Origin of the sequence: Bradyrhizobium ottawaense, assembly GCF_002278135.3 — a bacterium.
GTDB lineage: Bacteria > Pseudomonadota > Alphaproteobacteria > Rhizobiales > Xanthobacteraceae > Bradyrhizobium > Bradyrhizobium ottawaense.
In genome coordinates, this window is record NZ_CP029425.2 from 658324 (window position 1) to 674228 (window position 15905).

General features: G+C 57.5%; 13 protein-coding genes and 1 pseudogene. 4 read left to right on the top strand and 10 right to left on the bottom strand.

All coding sequences use genetic code 11. The annotated features are described in order from the left end of the window. Positions 1-7: 7 nt before the first annotated feature. The 7 genes and pseudogenes from CIT37_RS03045 to CIT37_RS40125 all read right to left on the bottom strand — a co-directional run bounded on the left by CIT37_RS03045 (position 8) and on the right by CIT37_RS40125 (position 8031). Entirely contained in the window at positions 8-1198 is a 1191-nt protein-coding gene (locus CIT37_RS03045; protein WP_095425404.1) for an HNH endonuclease, read from the bottom strand. 255 nt (positions 1199-1453) lie between these two features. Further along, on the bottom strand, positions 1454-2449 hold the full coding sequence (locus tag CIT37_RS03050) for an outer membrane protein (protein ID WP_161966321.1): 996 nt from the start codon (positions 2447-2449) through the stop codon (positions 1454-1456). 304 nt (positions 2450-2753) lie between these two features. Then, positions 2754-3650, bottom strand: a complete 897-nt coding sequence (locus CIT37_RS03055) for a plasmid partitioning protein RepB C-terminal domain-containing protein (RefSeq protein ID WP_095425406.1) — start codon at positions 3648-3650, stop codon at positions 2754-2756. Between the two features lie 3 nt (positions 3651-3653). After that, positions 3654-4532, bottom strand: a complete 879-nt coding sequence (locus tag CIT37_RS03060; RefSeq protein WP_095425407.1) for a ParB/RepB/Spo0J family partition protein — start codon at positions 4530-4532, stop codon at positions 3654-3656. Beyond that, positions 4510-6099, bottom strand: coding sequence for a recombinase family protein (locus tag CIT37_RS03065; protein WP_095425408.1), 1590 nt, complete (start codon positions 6097-6099; stop codon positions 4510-4512). Before CIT37_RS03065 ends, CIT37_RS03060 begins: the two co-directional genes overlap by 23 nt. Before the next feature lie 770 nt (positions 6100-6869). Next, entirely contained in the window at positions 6870-7592 is a 723-nt protein-coding gene (locus CIT37_RS03070; protein WP_095425410.1) for an SOS response-associated peptidase, read from the bottom strand. Positions 7593-7619: 27 nt separating this feature from the next. Continuing rightward, a pseudogene (locus CIT37_RS40125) lies at positions 7620-8031 on the bottom strand (hypothetical protein). Between the two features lie 964 nt (positions 8032-8995). Between CIT37_RS40125 and CIT37_RS03075 the strand changes: the two are divergent. Further along, positions 8996-9589, top strand: a complete 594-nt coding sequence (locus CIT37_RS03075) for a recombinase family protein (RefSeq protein WP_095425412.1) — start codon at positions 8996-8998, stop codon at positions 9587-9589. 103 nt (positions 9590-9692) lie between these two features. On the opposite strand, the gene CIT37_RS03080 is transcribed toward CIT37_RS03075, so the two are convergent. Beyond that, a protein-coding gene (locus tag CIT37_RS03080) for an IS3-like element ISRj2 family transposase (protein ID WP_109866565.1) occupies positions 9693-10822 on the bottom strand; the annotation gives its coding sequence in 2 pieces (ribosomal slippage) (positions 9693-10570 and positions 10570-10822; 1131 coding nt in all). 152 nt (positions 10823-10974) lie between these two features. Between CIT37_RS03080 and CIT37_RS03085 the strand changes: the two genes are divergently transcribed. Continuing rightward, positions 10975-11931, top strand: a complete 957-nt coding sequence (locus tag CIT37_RS03085; RefSeq protein WP_244611393.1) for a recombinase family protein — start codon at positions 10975-10977, stop codon at positions 11929-11931. Positions 11932-11962: 31 nt separating this feature from the next. On the opposite strand, the gene CIT37_RS03090 is transcribed toward CIT37_RS03085, so the two are convergent. Beyond that, entirely contained in the window at positions 11963-12778 is an 816-nt protein-coding gene (locus CIT37_RS03090; RefSeq protein ID WP_095424489.1) for a methyltransferase, read from the bottom strand. 54 nt (positions 12779-12832) lie between these two features. On the opposite strand from CIT37_RS03090, the gene CIT37_RS03095 reads away from it, so the two are divergent. Together CIT37_RS03095 and ku are read left to right on the top strand one after the other, a co-directional pair. Next, a complete protein-coding gene (locus CIT37_RS03095) occupies positions 12833-13492 on the top strand; it encodes a class I SAM-dependent methyltransferase (RefSeq protein ID WP_152036318.1) in 660 nt (219 codons plus the stop codon). 138 nt (positions 13493-13630) lie between these two features. Beyond that, on the top strand, positions 13631-14557 hold the full coding sequence (ku, locus tag CIT37_RS03100; protein WP_095424491.1) for a non-homologous end joining protein Ku: 927 nt from the start codon (positions 13631-13633) through the stop codon (positions 14555-14557). 302 nt (positions 14558-14859) lie between these two features. Here the strand turns inward: ku and CIT37_RS03105 are convergent, their stop codons facing one another. Further along, a complete protein-coding gene (locus CIT37_RS03105) occupies positions 14860-15126 on the bottom strand; it encodes a hypothetical protein (protein WP_095424492.1) in 267 nt (88 codons plus the stop codon). Between the last annotated feature and the right edge of the window lie 779 nt (positions 15127-15905).

Sequence of the window (15905 nt, forward strand, 5' to 3'; positions counted from 1 at the left end):
ACTGCGCTCAGAAGCCGTAACGCGAGCGGTGGTGCCTTAAGTATTTCTGATGATGCGAATTGAGATTGGAAATTTTTAAATCAGAGGTTACTCCAAAACATTTCAGGCTTTCTTCGTCTAATTTATTTGAGATCAGAATCAACCCGCCCTCGTCGAATGAAACAAAACCCCGATCAAACAACCCGTCAATGTGCACGGCGAGCAGCAATCCATTATTCGGATCAAGTCGCTCATAAGAGTTTGCTTCACACCAGGGCTTGATGTGGGAGGCCCTAAGCAATTCTGGGATTGCCAAACCTGTAAGCGCACAACGCGCGCCCCAAAGTTCTAAGAGTTCTCTACGAAAGTTCTGTTGGCCCAACCTAATCGCGCGTTTGGCTTCAGTCTCTGTACGAGGATCAACATCCATCTTATCCATGGAGTTCGTGGAACCCGCTACGGGAATTCCTTCAAGGATGTCGATGAAGCTTTGCAAGGCTTGTTTTGATGTGAAACCAAAATCAATCCCATAGGGAATTGGATCTTGACCGGACCAAATACGTTTTGGAAAGGCCCTCATAGTCGAATTGTGATAGAAAAGATTTCGGTTCAACCTGTGTACGCCAGGAATTTGCAACAGGGCTGTGACGCCCTCTTCGTAAGAGGGGTCGACTACCAATACTGACCTGTTGCTGTCGAACTTGATGTAAAGCGTGATTGAGCCGCGCGTGGCGCGCCGCGTTTTTACGCCGACCGGAGCCACATTGAAGCCCAATGTTTCAAGCTCTTTGCAAACCGTTTCCCTGTTAAGATCATTAACGAGGCGCTTCGTCGGGGCATTTTCGAAAGACCAACGGACAACCACAGGCTTGGTATTCTGAATATCCACCGCCTTCGCTCGCCCGGCATACGTAAACGGTGAACGATCGGCGGACCGATGAAAAATATGCGTTACTAACGAGCCGTTCGCGATAGCCCGCATCAAAGGTTGAGACACATTTGAGCGGCCCTTTGCCGACCAGACGAGTTGGTTGCCATCCCACCGATTTGGATAATCGTGGCCGGTTCGGCCAGCTGATCCGACGTTGCAAAACACGAATAGCTCGTCGCCAAATTTCGTGTAGCCAGTTGCCCAATCACCGCCGCGACGGTCTTCGGGCACGCCGAGCAGTTGCTGAATCTGTGCTCGTGTATACTGAGTTCCAGTATCGAATTCCATTCACCACCCATGAAACAATAATTTTCTGCACTGTTCTCGATCAGTAGAGACTTAATTGCTTCCTCTCTAGCAATGCGCCGCGACGCCGGCATGTCCTGGAAGGATCGTTGCAAGTGCGCGAACTATGCAGCCCTTTCTACAAAATAGTCAGCGGATGTTGCGCTGCACCTCTCAATCCGTCCTCAACCTCTCAATACGCGAACCTACATTCTGCCTCATCGGCTCGTCAGAAAGCATCTTGGCCCGCCGCCGAACCTATCTAAGCGGATTGAACGAGTAGGCAACCCCGATCCGACCGGACTGCATTGACTGATCAAACTGGGTCGAACGCGAGTAACCCTGCGAAGACGTGCCCGAAACAAACCCGAATTGATCCTGCGTGTGTGCTGTGTCGAATTTAGTGTAGCGATACTCCGCCCGTACCCGCCAATTCGAATAGAGCTTGCGCTCGATGCCGACGCCTCCAGTCGGCCCGCTAGCCCGAAACGTCTCGTTGGGCTGATAGAAGGGATTGTCAGTCACGTTGCGGGCCTCAAACTGCGCAAAGGTCCAGCCTCCAAGCCCGTAAAGCAGGGTGTCGTCGTCGAGAAGCACGCCGGCGCGCAACAAGGCCGATGCCATCCACCGAGAGGTGAGTTGCGGGCGATAATTGCCGGTCGCCGTTGCCCCTGTTGCGCCGTTCTGGTCGAAATAGCTGTAAGAGCGCGCCCCAGAGGAGCTGAAGTTCAGGTCAGAAGCGGTTGCTTCAAGTTGTCCGCCGAAAACGAGGCGAGAAACCTGCACATTTGCTCCCGCAAACAGGTCGATAAACGCTCCTGCATTGCTCGTTGGCGCTGATAGATCTGAGGTATTGTAGCCAGTTAGGAAGCCGGGGGATGCGATCGTTGCCTGCCCAGCAGAGGTGGTGCTGGATTTGGTGGCAGCGCCGCCAGCGGAGGCGCCCCAGAAGATACCGGTCCAACCGGGCTCGATACCAGGATGATCATCCCTTGAGCGAAGGGGCCCGGGCTGCAGAGGAACGGCGGCATTTGCGGTTCGGAAGTTTTTAGAGGGATCCATGCGAGCATGGGCAGCGCGCGTCCCTTCTAGCTCTCGTTTATATTCCAGGTTCTTTGCTTCGAGGGTCGCAACACGCGCTTCCAGCACGGCCAATTTTTCGAGGATTTTGTCGGTGTCCGCCGAACTTGCTTGAGCGCCCTCACTTACGAGTGACATCGCAATGGCGACCCCAATGAAAAGACCCCGTATCATCTGCATCCCCCAGTTGTATTTATGTTTTTGTAGCCAGGTTAGGATCGGGACACAAGCGGCCCCCGCGGCGATCGCGGTGCATAAGGTTCGCCAGCCAGTCCGAGCGTCGATGCTTGGGGATGGTTAGCTAACTGAGCTGGGCTCGGCTTGAAGATATGCGCGTGGCGGGGTGTCGGGCTTCGAACTCGTCGGCTGGGGACGCCGACTCATCGGCCGAGCCGGCTCATCCGCTGGCTGACTTCTTCCATAACCACGCATACGCGAATGCTGCGGAATTGACGAAAAATGTCGCGCGGAGTGGGCGTTAGGCGGCTGTTGCTTCTGACTCGGTGATCCGCTGAAATTCGAACAGCAATTCCTGAAAGTGCTTGGCGAGATAGCCGACCACCTTGCCGTTGCGCAAAAGCTTTGAAAGGTAGCCAACCGCCAGCACCAGATCGAGGTGGTCGGTGCCATAGGTCTGTTCGGCCACCTTGAACTCGCGCGCGAGCGAAGCTGACTCCCGTTCCATCAGCGCAAGCTGTTCGTCTGATAGCCCTTTAGGCGTGCGCGGTGTGTAGCCGCTGGCGAGCTGGTTTCGAGGCGTTGCCGCCACCAGCGAGCGCACATAGCTGTTGGAAAAATTGTTCATCGCGATCATCAGCTCGGCCGCCTCGATCTGCCTGATCGGGGCAAGCTTGCGCAGTTCCGAGAACGAATTGAGCGTCAGATGTTTTTCTTTGAGCAATTCGACGGCCTCAGCACAAATGCCGTCCAACAGCTTGCGACGCCGACGAATGCTGACGACATCAACATTAAGCGCTTTGGCAATCCGCGCTTCGGAGACGCCGTTTTCGACCGCTTTCAAGATCATCCGATGTTCCTGAATAATGGCTATCCGGTTGACGCGCTTGTTGTAGGTAAAAGCCTCATCTTCGGTCGACACCAGGCACTCGATCTCCACCAGACCGCGGTCTCGCAGCACCTCGAGCCGCAAATGGCCATCCAGCAGGAGGAATTTGCCGTGGCCGTCGCGGCTGCGTGCCACCACGGGTGGTTCGACGAGCCCGATCTCGCCAATCGAGGCTGCGATCTGGCGATATTTCGGCGAGCGCTTCACCTCCTCCGACACGAGCTTCAACGGCTGGATGTCGGCGAGCCTGACCGATACCGTTCGTTCTTCAAAGCCCATCCGGACCGCGATGTGAGGCCGGCGTGCCATGGTCTATCCGTGCCCATGTAGCCGCAGGGCAAGGTTCTTGGGCAAGGTATCGAGTTTTTCGTCTCCCAGGATCGAGAGGAACTCCGGCTCGATCAATAGCTTGCGCAGGGCTTCCAGGATGAAGACCAGCCGTGCCTTGGTGCTATTGGATTTGCGGATCAAAATCCGCTTGCGGTCGACGTCTTGTCGATACGCCCGCAAAAGAGCGTTCGAACTGATCGGAGTGCCGTCGGTCCGGCGTGGACCAGTCTTATAGCCCTTACCTCGACGTCGCCGTTGCTCGATCAATTTTTTGGCCGATAGCAGGCGCTGGCCCCTTAGCAGCCTTTCTTCGTAAGCCTGTTGCAGGACGGCCTGGATGTCGTTGTCCTGGGCCTGCGAAATCATAACCGCGATACTGACAGGCATTTGCCCCGCTTCGACCGCGCGGAGGAGGCGGTGTTCCCCGCCTTCCAGCAGGCTGCTCACGCCCTTGACATACTCGAGGCTAAGGCCGGTCTTGCGCGCAATATCGTCGAAATCATAGCCACGCTGTCTCAGCCCCTCGATGTCATGAAGAAGGTCGATGGCACGGTGCTGACGCCGTGCGCAGTTTTCGACCAGGCTCATAATGGCACTGTCTTCGGCCGTCGCATCCACCACGACCGCGGGGATTTCGCGCTGCCCGAGAGCTTGATAGGCCTCAAGGCGCCCCTGGCCACATACCAGATCGTAACGGGGGTCACCTTCGCAAGTCTTCCGTTTGACTGTGATTGGCCGCTTCAGGCCAAGTTCGGCGACGCTGGTCACAATCTCCTTGAAGATTCGGCGGTTGCGTGCCCGTGGATTGACGACGTCGATGGCTCCGACTGGAATGATCTCAATGCATTGAGCCGATCCCATAGCTGACCTCCATCAGTTGCGAGCGCGCCGCAAGTTCAAACAGCATATCCAGCGTGTCGAAACGATAGGCATCCAGTGCCAGGCCGTTGTGTTCGGCGAGAGCAACCTGTTCTGCTTCCATCTCAAAGCGTGGCAAGAGGTAGTAATCGAGCACGGCGCTGTTCATCTGGTTCATCCGGATCGCCACCGTAATGTCCGGCCGCAGCCCCGCATCAAACCGGATCTTCCAGCGATGGGAGCCAGCTATGGTCTGTTGAGATCGGACCAGGCAAAGCGAAGCGGAAAATTCGTCATTGACGGTGAGGAGGTCGGTTTCGGTGTCTTGGCGGACTGATCCCCCGATCTCTTCGATTCCGCGCACCGTTGCTGCAATAAAGTCGGGATACATTCGGCGTAATGCGCGATTGATCTCGATATAGCGGTAGTCCCGGTCTGGGGTGAAGCCGATGAGTTCATAGGCGCGAACCAAACTGCCGAAGCGCGCGCGATAGGCGCTGCTGGATGGCCCCACCTCAAGTTCATCGATGATGATGCCCGAGAGATAACCGTGCTGTTCCAATAAGCCGCGAAGGACATCCAGAAGCTCTTCATCGGAGTAGCGCTTACAGCGTTCGAATATAATGGTTTGCGCGGATCTAAATGTCTCCTCGTCGACAATGGGGTCAAAGGCCTGGTCGTGACGAATCCAGCGCTCAGGAGGATTGTGGACTCGGCGACCTTTGAGCTTGCATGAGCATCTGTTCCAAACATTGTTTCCAATGTATTTTTCGTTGATCAGGATTTGATGCACGGTCGCTCTGGACCAAGGGCGGTCGAGATCGGTGGTAATGCTCTTGGCGTTGAGGCTGTCCGCGATCTCTCGCTCGCTCTTGCCTTGCGCGACAAAGGCCTCGTAAATGAAGCGGATAGTTTCGATCTCTTGCTCCGGACCAGGGATGAGAACGATCCGGTCGGTTTGGATGCTCTTGTGCTCGCCGCGAACTAGTTCCGCTTTGGCCATGCCGTTTTGATCGATCAACTGCCGCCTTAGGCCAAATCCCGCCGGACCACCTTGACGGTAGCCGAGCTCGATTAGGCGCCGCTGTCCCGCAAAGACCTTGACTGATAGCTCTCGGCTATACTCCCCAGCCATCGCGCGCTTGACGCCCTTGACGATGGTCGATACGGGGCTGCCGTCATTCTCGAATTGCTCGGCGCAGTATCGCACCGAAATGCCTGCGCGCTTGCAGATGTACTCGTAATAGGCGCTTTCGTCGGCGTCCTGGAAGCGCCCCCAGCGGCTGACATCGTAGACGAGGATCGTCGCGAACTCGGCCACGCCATTTTGGACATCCTCGATGAGCTGCTTGAGAGCCTGCCGGTCATCAAGATTGAGACCGCTTTTGCCACTATCCTGGTAGGTCTTTTCAATCCGAAAGCCGTGACGAGCGGCGTACTCGCGAAGGGCCTGTGACTGGTTCGCCGTCGAATATTGTTGATGGTCCGTCGACATCCGAACGTATTCGGCCGCGGATCGGGCGGCCTGGCTCTCCGGTTCAACGCCTGAATGAGACGTGCCCTGCAACATCGTCGCCCTACTAGCGTCAAGAATGCATGGTCGAGTTTTTGAAACTATAGCTTAGCTCGGGGGGAAACATGTTTCCGAAAACGGGCAAGAAGTTTCCAAACGGCGGAAAGCAATCGCCTACTTACGCGAGCTTGATCGCCGACATTCTGAGATCCGAACTCGGCAACAGCCATCAAGCCCAGAAGACCCTAATGCGGTGGACGGGGGCAAATGAAAGAACTGCTAAGAATTGGCTTTCCGGCTCAAACGGGCCGAGCGGCGAGCATTTGTTGCAACTCATGCGCAATTCGGATCGTGTTTTTGAGTTTGTCTTGAGGCTGTCGCGGCGGCCCGCCCTTCCATCGAATCAGAGGCTGGAGGAGGTACGAAACAGCCTGCGAAATACGGCTGACCTACTCTCGGAAGTCATAGAACCCACGACCGACAATTTGTAACGTCACCCCGCCTTAGGCGACCCCGTTAGACAGGTGATATTTGTCAGCCGATGTTCAAGAAGTCGCCGTCGCGGCCAGACCCGGCCAAGCTCACTCTTAGCGCCAGCCTTATCAAGATCGCCTTGTGGGGCCTTGAACGCGGACAAGCTCCCACGCGGAGCGCTCCTCTGCGAACGGCCAAACCGAGTAAAACTCGATTCGGGCGCGCAGCGCAGGCTATTTGCGCAGATCGGACCCCAGGGTGGCCAGCGTTTCCGTCTGCGACGGAGCGCCAATCGATCAATCTACCGGACGATTTCAGCATAGTGGTCAGAGGCCGCCCCCGCTGATGTCCGGCTAAATGGGCAACACTACGTCTTCCTTCACGCCGCGGGCTACGATCTGGAGCGATCCGTCCGGAAGGGGCCGCTGCAGCTTGAGAGCTTGCTCAGCGGGCGCATTCATCCAGGTTTCGACCTCCTCGGGAGTCGTCAGGATCACTGGCATCGCCTTCGGATGGATTGCGCCGACTTCGGCGTTCGCCTCCGTGGTCAGGAACGCGAAAAGGTCATTGTTGGTCTCGCCTTCCTTAACTTTCCGGACCGAGGTCCAGTTGGTCCAGATGCCGGCGAAACAGGCGAGCGGACGGGGCTCGTTGAGTGCGAACCAGATGTCTCCGCCTTCGGCCTTGTTGAACTCGCTAAATGAGTTGAATGGCACCACGCAGCGATTCTCGACGCCAAGCCAGCGCGTCCAGTGCTTCGACTTCACGTTTCGGATGTTGGTGGTACCGGAATCCGGCTCCATCCGGAGCAGTTCCCTGAAGTCTACCGCCTTGCCCTTGGCTTGCAGTTTCTCGGCTCGCTTCTGGGTCGCATCTATGAGCGCTTTTGAGGAGGATGGCATGCCCCAGCGCGCGATCGCGAGCTCGCGGCCACTGGCTCCGGTCCGGACGATCGGTGCCTTGTAGTCCGGAAATACGCCTGGCATCGGCGCAAGGTTTCCGACGTGTTGATTGACCGCGCGGAATAGCGCACCGATTGCGGCTTGGTTGGTGGTGATTGAATAGAGATTGCACATCGATCCACTAATCCCCGGCTCAGGCCATCACTCCTCAGTCAGATGTACCCATTTATAGGGTGTGATCTGCCTTGTCTTGATCAGCTGGAGCATGCGGGTGGGCGCCGGGGTAGAGTGTGGACCGGCAGGAGCGGCACTTGAGCGAAGCCTCCAACTTCCAGAGCGGCGTATCCCTATCGCGTCTTCTGGCAGGCTCGCGCGTGTCTTGCTGCGGGCGCACACGACCTCCAGCCATGCAAATCCGCCGTTGAGGCATTGACCGATCGTCGGCGACGGCTGTGCGGGCCCGCCATAGCCCTCCATAGACAGACCAAGCTTCGGCCTCGGCCCGGTCCACCTCGCGAATAGCCCGCTCGGCGCGCCCGCGGGCGCCCTCAGCGTGAATCCTCGCGCCCATGATACGGCCGCCCCAGATGACCTCTCGCGACATGGTGCTCATGCGAGACAGATTCCGGCGAACGGCGCGGAGGCAAGCCGCTAGATTTTGAGGCGCAGCCGAGACCCCACACCTCAACTCGGTCAAGCGTGATATTGAGCCCATCTACGCCAACCATCATTATGGACATAGCAAATGTCCGCCCGGTTCACGCTGGTGCGCCTAGCCATATTTGGACGATGCGGCCTGTTGATTTCGCCCTGCGGTTGCGGTTGTATGCGAGCTATTTTCTTGCTGGGGGAACATCTTAATGCGCGTTGTGGCGATCTTGGCGCTTTGCCTGTCTTTGGGCGGATGCCTCACCAACGAGCAGCTTATTGCGGAACGCAATGTCAAAGACGATCAAAAGTGTCAGGGCTATGGGGCTCGGCCGGGCACAGATGCCTATGTAAACTGTCGCGCTCAGTTGGATAGCGCGCGCACAACGGCTACGGCCATTAATAGTGCTACCCCGGCTCAAACGAACGTAGTTGTGCAGTCCTCTGATCTGCCGACACCTATGCCTTCGACAGTCCCAGGACAGCGTTGTTCAGCACGAGGGCCATTTTGCTAAGCAGCAAAGATTATCGCGTTCGTTCGCGCTTGGTCAGGCCAATGCTTAGAACGTCAAATCCAAAATATTTTTGATATACCGAATTTCGTTTGCTCCGTCGGGCAAAACAGGAGTTTGTAGGGCGCTGGCTCTAATCAAGAGAGGACCAGCGTAATGGGCGGCGAAATCGAGGCCTCTTCCGAACTAGCTAAAATCGCGAAGCTGAATGGAGATTTCCGCAGGAACTACGGGACCGTGCTCGGTGCGTTTCTGTATCTGCGCTCGATCAGTGCTGCGCGCCGGAGGTCCTGGCTCTGGTCTGCCTTGGCGTCGGTGGTGGGTTCGCTCGCACTGAACTGGGTCGGGAAGCACAGTTCATCTTGGTTTTCAGGTTGGCTAGGTTAGGCTGGACCTGGCCAACGGTAGGGGCGTTCCATGGGAACTGCACTCACTGTCCAGAATGCCAGGATGTTACGACGACGCGAAAATGAACCGCGGGCGGCGCAATACATCCGGATGTCGACGGATCGACAACTATATTCGATCGCAAATCAAATGGCTTTGATCGCAAGCTACGCGGCTGAGCATCGGCTCGAGATCGTGCGCACGTATATCGATGAGGGCATTAGCGGACTGAGAATCAACAACCGCAAGGGACTTATCGATCTGCTCAATGACGTGCAATCGGGAGCCGCGGACTTCGCCAGCATCCTCGTGCGGGACGTTAGCCGCTGGGGCCGGTTTCAGGACACGGATGAAAGCGCGTACTATGAGTTTATCTGCAAGTTGGCTGGCGTAAAGGTGATCTATTGCGCTGAAATCTTCGAGAACGATGGAAGCCCGATGTCCGGCCTGTGGAAAAGCATGAAGCGCTTGATGGCGGCCGAAGACAGCCGCGACAAGTCGGCAAAGGTCTTTGCAGGACATTGCCGGATCGTTGGACTTGGCTATCGAGTGGGCGGACGGCCCGGTTTTGCACTGCGCAGAGAGCTGGCCCCGGTTGTTTGGACAGCGCCCCGCTGGATTTAAGTGGATTCCTGCCGGGTTATGCTGAACGCGGGGCTTTACGATTTTGTCGTTGCGTCGGGAGGGCGTAGCCCGACCAGAGCGACGACAAAATCGTCGGCGACGGTCATGCGGCCATCACCATAGCTTGCGTGCCGAAGTAAGCCTCGTCGGGCGTGCGCCCGTCAAGGCTCGAGTGAGGGCGTCCCTGATTGTAGAAGGCCAGATACTTGGCAATTGACGCTCGCGCCTCGGACACGCTGTCGTAGGCGCGGAGATAAACTTCTTCGTATTTGACCGTGCGCCAGAGCCGCTCGACAAACACGTTGTCGCGCCAGGCGCCCTTGCCATCCATGCTGATGGCGATCTTCGCGTCCAGCAGCACATCGGTGAACTCGAGGCTGGTGAACTGGCTGCCCTGGTCCGTGTTGAAAATCGCGGGCCTGCCGTGCTTCGCCAACGCCTCCTGGACCGCTTCGACGCAGAAGGCCGCCTCCATTGTGATCGAGACGCGATGGGCCAGGACCCGTCGGCTGAACACATCGACGACCGCCGCGAGATAGACGAAGCCACGCCGCATCGGAATGTAGGTGATGTCCATTGCCCACGCATGGTCGGGCCGCTCGATCTTCAATCCGCGCAACAGGTACGGGTAGATCTTGTGACCCGGAGCCGGCTTGCTCGTGTTCGGGCGACGATAGACCGCCTCGATCCCCATGCGCTTCATCAGCGTCGCGATGTGGCGGCGACCGGCGTATACCCCCTCCCGCCGCAGCAACGATCGCAGCATACGCGCTCCCGCGAAGGGATAATCGAGATGCAGCTCATCGAGCCGACGCATCAAGGCAAGGTCCTCGGCCGAAACTGGCCGAGGTTCATAGTAGACCGTGCTGCGAGCCAGCTTCAGGACCTTCGCCTGGCGCACGATAGAAAGATCATGACCGCGGTCGATCATCGCTTTGCGCTCAGCAGGCCCGCCTTGGTGAGCGCGCCGGACAAAAAATCGTTTTCCAACGCCAGCTCGCCGATCTTGGCATGCAACGCCTTCAAATCGACCGGCGTCTCGGCCGATGTCTTGTCATGCCCAAACACGCCGGCGGCGCCTTCCAGGAGCTGGTTTTTCCAGATCGTGATCTGGTTCGGATGAACATCAAACAGTTGCGCCAGCTCCGCCAGTGTCTTGTCTCCTTTGACCGCAGCCAAAGCAACCTTCGCCTTGAATGCCGGAGAATGCGTCCGGCGGCTCTTCTTCGTCATCTTCGCTCCTGATTCGCAGCAAGAATCCTCGCCGCTGTCAGGCAGAAAATCCACTCAAGCTACTGTCCGAATTTGCGGGGCCAGCTCTCAGAGAACTGATCGACGCAACGGGCAATTCGAGGGGCTTTCTCCAGAGTGGCGAGCAGAAGGCATTGCACACCGACAGAGTGTTGCTCCGGGCGGGGTCTCCCGATGAAATCGCGATCGTGCGGTGGATATTCGAAAGCTTCGTTCGCGGGAAAGGCGAAACCGACATCGCCCGCGAGTTGAATGCTAGGGGCGCAGTCAACCATTGCGGCGTCCCGTGGAATCTCCAGATGATCGGCCGCATCCTTCGCAACGAAAACTACATTGGCAACACCGTCTATTACCGGACATCGAGCTACCTGCGGCAACGTCGCGTTATCAACGGCAAGGCCAAGTGGATCCGCAAAGAGGGCGCCCTTGAGCAAATTGTACCTCGCAACGTTTTCGATGACGCCCAGAGGATTATCGAGCGTCGGGTGCGACAGCATTTGTCGTCCGATTTGTTGCTTAAGAAGTTGCGCGTCTTACAGCTCCGGCTAGGAACTCTGTCCGCCGATGCGATCAACCGGGCGAAAGGGATGCCCTGCGCATCCATATATGAACGCCGGTTCGGCAGCCTCCGCAAAGCCTATGAGCTGATTGGTTTCGCTCCGCCGGGAGACTATAGTTACATCGACACGCGTGGCGAGTGCCTGAGCCTGGTCCAACAACTCGCCGTCGGGATTGGTGCTAGGGTGCGCGGGGCGGACTCCCAGCTCATTGCGGAACGAACGGGAGGCTGCTTGGCCCTGAAGGATGGGTCCTTCATATCATTGCGCGTCATTCGATGCTGGGAGCACCCTCAGCGGCACTGTCGCGTCTGGACGCTACGGCGTAGCGCCAAGCAGCATCCGGGTATCGCCGTTTTGGTCAGGTTGGATGAGCAGAACAAAGTACCACTCGACTACATCCTGACGACGAGAGACCGCATGCCCGAGCGACCGCTGATAATGACAGAGGCGGTCGTGAGAAAACGATTTCGGAACAGGTTCAGGCGCTCGACCGACTTGATCCGCGCGTTGAAGCGCCGACTTAGCCGCTAGCTGGGACAGCCTGTACGTAACGGACTACGATCTATTTATCTTGCTGAGACGCCCAGGCGGGAGCGTCGGCGCCTTTCTTCACGATGCCGATGAAATAGAAAACGCTCTCGCGCGTAAGCTCTTTGTGGTCGCCGTGAGTAAACACGATCTCGAGGCCGGCTGCGTCGATCATCTCGCGGAAAGTTTCCACGGTCGAACCGCGATTGTTCTCTTGAAGCACGATAACTCCATTGTCGGCCAAGTAGGGATGTATCGTGTTGAAGAACTCGCGATGGATCTCCCAATCAGGGTCGTGCGCGCGGATATCACCTTCGTACTGGTCGATGAAGTGGGGCGGATTGCTCACCACCAAATTCCACCGCTCGCTCCTGGGTATGCTCCGAAGATTGTTGGACTCGTAAACTGAGACCCGGTCCTCAAGATGATTCAGCCTGACCGTATTCTTGCAGCGGGTCACCGCCGCCGGATTAATGTCGGCCAGGCACAGCGTTTCGCACAAGCCGTGGCCTAACATGGAAAAGCCAATAAACGCTGGTCCGGCGCACCACTCGAAGAGGCGAGGCTGTTTAGGCATTCCACGGGAGCGCAGAAACGGAATGAAGTCTTGGCCGAACTCGAGGCCGCCTCCATCGAGCTCGCTCTTGTATTCGACCGTGACCCCACCCAAGTCGACCCGCTTCGCAGGCCTTATTCGACGTAGCGCCGGTCTGACGAGGCTGTGCTCGATCGTATGCAGAACGCCCATTGCCAACACCTGCAAATGAAGAGGCCCGCAACATGTGACCCGGTCGTTCGTGGGCTGCCGCGCGAGTTGATCAAGAAAAGACTTCGCCTTCTGGCTGTACATTTCTGAATGTTTCTGATTGTGTCAACCGGAATCCTACGAAGTACCGGGACGACCATGAGTTTCACTCAGAGGCTCCGAAGGCGGCTCTTTCCGCCGCGCGACGCGATCGAAGGCTATGAAAACGAGGAGTTGGTCGACACCATCTGTCGTAAGACAGCTGCTTATCAGGGGCAGGCCAACTGGCCGTTGGTCGCAGATTTAACAACAGTACTCGATTTCGGAGGTGGCGCCGGCGTTCACTACAAGACCGCCCGCCAGCAATCGCCTGACATTCGATGGGCCGTCGTTGAGACGCCTGCCATGGTAAGGCGCGCGATGGAGCTTGCGACCGACAGGTTGAGGTTTTTCGAGCGGATCGAGGAGGCGGCCGATTGGCTCGGAAATGTCGATCTGATTCATTCGAATGGCGCAATTCAGTACGTGCCCAATCCTGTCAGGACCATCCGATCACTCTGCGCAGTCGCCCCGGCGAAGCTGATTTGGCATCGCGTCCCGATCAGCGAGGGAGAAGGCAGGCGAGAAGTTCAGACCTCCTACTTGAGCGACAATGGGCCGGGACAGGCACCCTCGCTCGCGGAGAAGCTCGTGAGATACGAGCGGACCTGGATTCCCGAGCAAGCTTTCATCAGGGCCCATGAGGGTTACCGGATGGCGGAACGCAGCCCGGATCCCCGCGAGCACGGAACATATCAGTTCAGATTTGTGCCAGACTAGCGAGGGCGGCGGGGCATATTTCGGCCCTTCCTGCACCTAAGAGATAGTAGAGCGCGATAGATTTTCATTCTGACGCTGTCGGAACTCGGGCGGCCCGTTCGTCTTGAATCGGAGCCAACCAAACGGAGTTCCGCGTCAATGGCCCCCCGCGCCAACTGGAAAGGCTTCCTGCGCCTGTCCCTGGTCACCTGTCCCGTAGCGCTCTACCCGGCGACGTCGGAGAGCGAGAAGGTCGCCTTTAACCAGCTGAACCGGGCCACGGGCCATCGTATTAAGTACTTGAAGGTCGACGCTGACACCGGCGACGAGGTGCCGAACGAGGACATAGTCAAAGGTTATGAGCTGGAGAAAGGGCAATACATAGAGATCTCAAAAGAGGAACTCGAAGAAATTGCGCTGGAGTCCACACGGACCATCGAGATCGACGAGTTTGTTGACAGGTCGGACATCGACCCCCGTTACCTGATCCGCCCTTACTACATTCGCCCAGACGGGAAGGTCGGACACGACGCGTTCGCGGTGATCCGCGAGACCATCCGGGAGATGGACAAGGTCGCGATCGGTCGGGTGGTGCTGACGAACCGCGAGCACATCATCGCGCTCGAGCCGATGGATAAGGGTCTGGTCGGTACGCTTCTGCGCTACCCCTACGAGGTTCGCAGCGAGCAGGAATATTTCGATGAGATCCAGGACGTGAGGGTCACCAAAGACATGCTGGATCTCGCCAAGCACATCGTGAACCAGAAGGCGGGGCGGTTCGATCCGGAGAAGTTCGAGGACCATTACGAAACCGCGCTGATCGACCTCATCAACCAGAAGCGCTCCGGCAACGTCATACGGCCTAAGGAAAGGCCCAAGGGCGAGAACGTGGTCGACTTGATGGAGGCGCTGCGACAGAGCGTCGGTCGGAAAGCTGCGCCGGCGAAGGAAGCAAAACCCGCCAAGAAGCCGAAGAAGGCGCCAGCCGGACAGAAGGAAATGCTGATGTCTATCGCCGGCAAGAAGCCTGCGAAGGAAGCGCCGGCGAAGAAGCCGGCGGCAGGTGCGAGGCGGAAGTCGGCTTGAGCGTGAAGCATCCGGTGACGCCGCTCTACGCTGACGAAGCGGCTGATGTCCGCCAGGCGTGCAGTCCGGGGCCCGCCAAGGCGTCGAAAGATCGGGAAGCCGAAGTCGCCGCGCATCGTGCCGTAGACGGAGCCAAAAGGGCTAGGCGAACGGGGGCCGGTCTGCTGGCAGCGGGTTGCGCTCCGGAGGGAAATGCTTACACCGCAGTCCGTTCAGCCAGGCGAAACTGACACGATTCAACTCGGCTGTCAGAATGAACGTCCCATCCATGTCGAACCGATACAGCAATCATCCCCGCCTCATCAATCGTTGTCCGGACATTCCGGACATGTGTCTCCGATCGAATCCAAGACGTCGCGTATCTCCGCAGCTGCTTCGTCGCTGGTGATGCCGGCGGGCGGATCCTGACGGGCGAGATCGATGGCGTGCTCGCGGGCGTAGGGGTCAGCTCGGTCCTTTGCCCAGCCATGCTCCTGGCATTCGTGGATAGCGCCGGCCTCCTGCAGCAAGCTGAGTGCCCATCCATGCAACGTTCGGATGGCGGGCCGCCTTTGCTTCGTCATCAGCATCGAGATCGCTCCTGCCGGGACGAATCAATCCGCCCAGTTGATCGTTCCAGGCGGTTAGCACGGGGCAGGGATTCGCAACCGACAGGGCTGGGTTTGTCCACGTCTTCCTCAGAGCCTGTGCAGAACACCTCGCCACTCGGCACGCCCACGGTCCGGCATCAGCAAAAGCCGTAGCGAATTCTCTTGAACCGAGAAGCGGTTAGATCGGCTTTCTTTTCCTAGCGAGAGAACCTGAGCCGCAGCAGTCGAGCAACTTTCTTTCGAGATTCCCTCCCTCCGCCAGTTCCTTTTTTGAACATCCTCCCTATTTCTAGCCTAAGTACCCGATGGCGCGTGTTTCCAGCGCTTTTTTACGCTGAACCGTACTCTGCCAATCAGGTTTATCCCTCACACCTTCTCCAAGTGCGCTGATTTCTCCAAACCTCTGCACTTCAGAGGGTGTAACGGACCATGAGACCCATTGAACTCAGAGCGTTTTTATCGTCGGAAAAGCAGGAGAATTCCTTTCTCTCTTGGCAGCCAAGATCGCCAAAAACAGCAGTCGACTTAGGATTTAGACCAGTCATTCGAAATCTCTGCGACTCCGTTTTCCATAACCGGCCTTCTCGCTACAACCTGTCACCTGTCTTTGCCCCCCACCACGATACGGCAAACTGTACTCGCGCCGGCAGAGCTGCAAGCTTTATCTTCTATCAATGCCATAAAGGCGAATGCGGGTGCGGTGGGTGCCGAGCGTGTCCCCATCAATAACGCTGACCTGTCCGTGTCGCTCGCACGGC

Excerpts from the sequence above, each read along its gene's own strand:
- CIT37_RS03045 (WP_095425404.1), bottom strand. The coding sequence starts at position 1,198 with ATGGAATTCGATACTGGAACTCAGTATACACGAGCACAGATTCAGCAA.
- CIT37_RS03050 (WP_161966321.1), bottom strand. The coding sequence starts at position 2,449 with ATGATACGGGGTCTTTTCATTGGGGTCGCCATTGCGATGTCACTCGTA.
- CIT37_RS03055 (WP_095425406.1), bottom strand. The coding sequence starts at position 3,650 with ATGGCACGCCGGCCTCACATCGCGGTCCGGATGGGCTTTGAAGAACGA.
- CIT37_RS03060 (WP_095425407.1), bottom strand. The coding sequence starts at position 4,532 with ATGGGATCGGCTCAATGCATTGAGATCATTCCAGTCGGAGCCATCGAC.
- CIT37_RS03065 (WP_095425408.1), bottom strand. The coding sequence starts at position 6,099 with ATGTTGCAGGGCACGTCTCATTCAGGCGTTGAACCGGAGAGCCAGGCC.
- CIT37_RS03070 (WP_095425410.1), bottom strand. The coding sequence starts at position 7,592 with ATGTGCAATCTCTATTCAATCACCACCAACCAAGCCGCAATCGGTGCG.
- CIT37_RS03075 (WP_095425412.1), top strand. The coding sequence starts at position 8,996 with ATGGGAACTGCACTCACTGTCCAGAATGCCAGGATGTTACGACGACGC.
- CIT37_RS03090 (WP_095424489.1), bottom strand. The coding sequence starts at position 12,778 with ATGTACAGCCAGAAGGCGAAGTCTTTTCTTGATCAACTCGCGCGGCAG.
- CIT37_RS03095 (WP_152036318.1), top strand. The coding sequence starts at position 12,833 with ATGAGTTTCACTCAGAGGCTCCGAAGGCGGCTCTTTCCGCCGCGCGAC.
- ku (WP_095424491.1), top strand. The coding sequence starts at position 13,631 with ATGGCCCCCCGCGCCAACTGGAAAGGCTTCCTGCGCCTGTCCCTGGTC.
- CIT37_RS03105 (WP_095424492.1), bottom strand. The coding sequence starts at position 15,126 with ATGCTGATGACGAAGCAAAGGCGGCCCGCCATCCGAACGTTGCATGGA.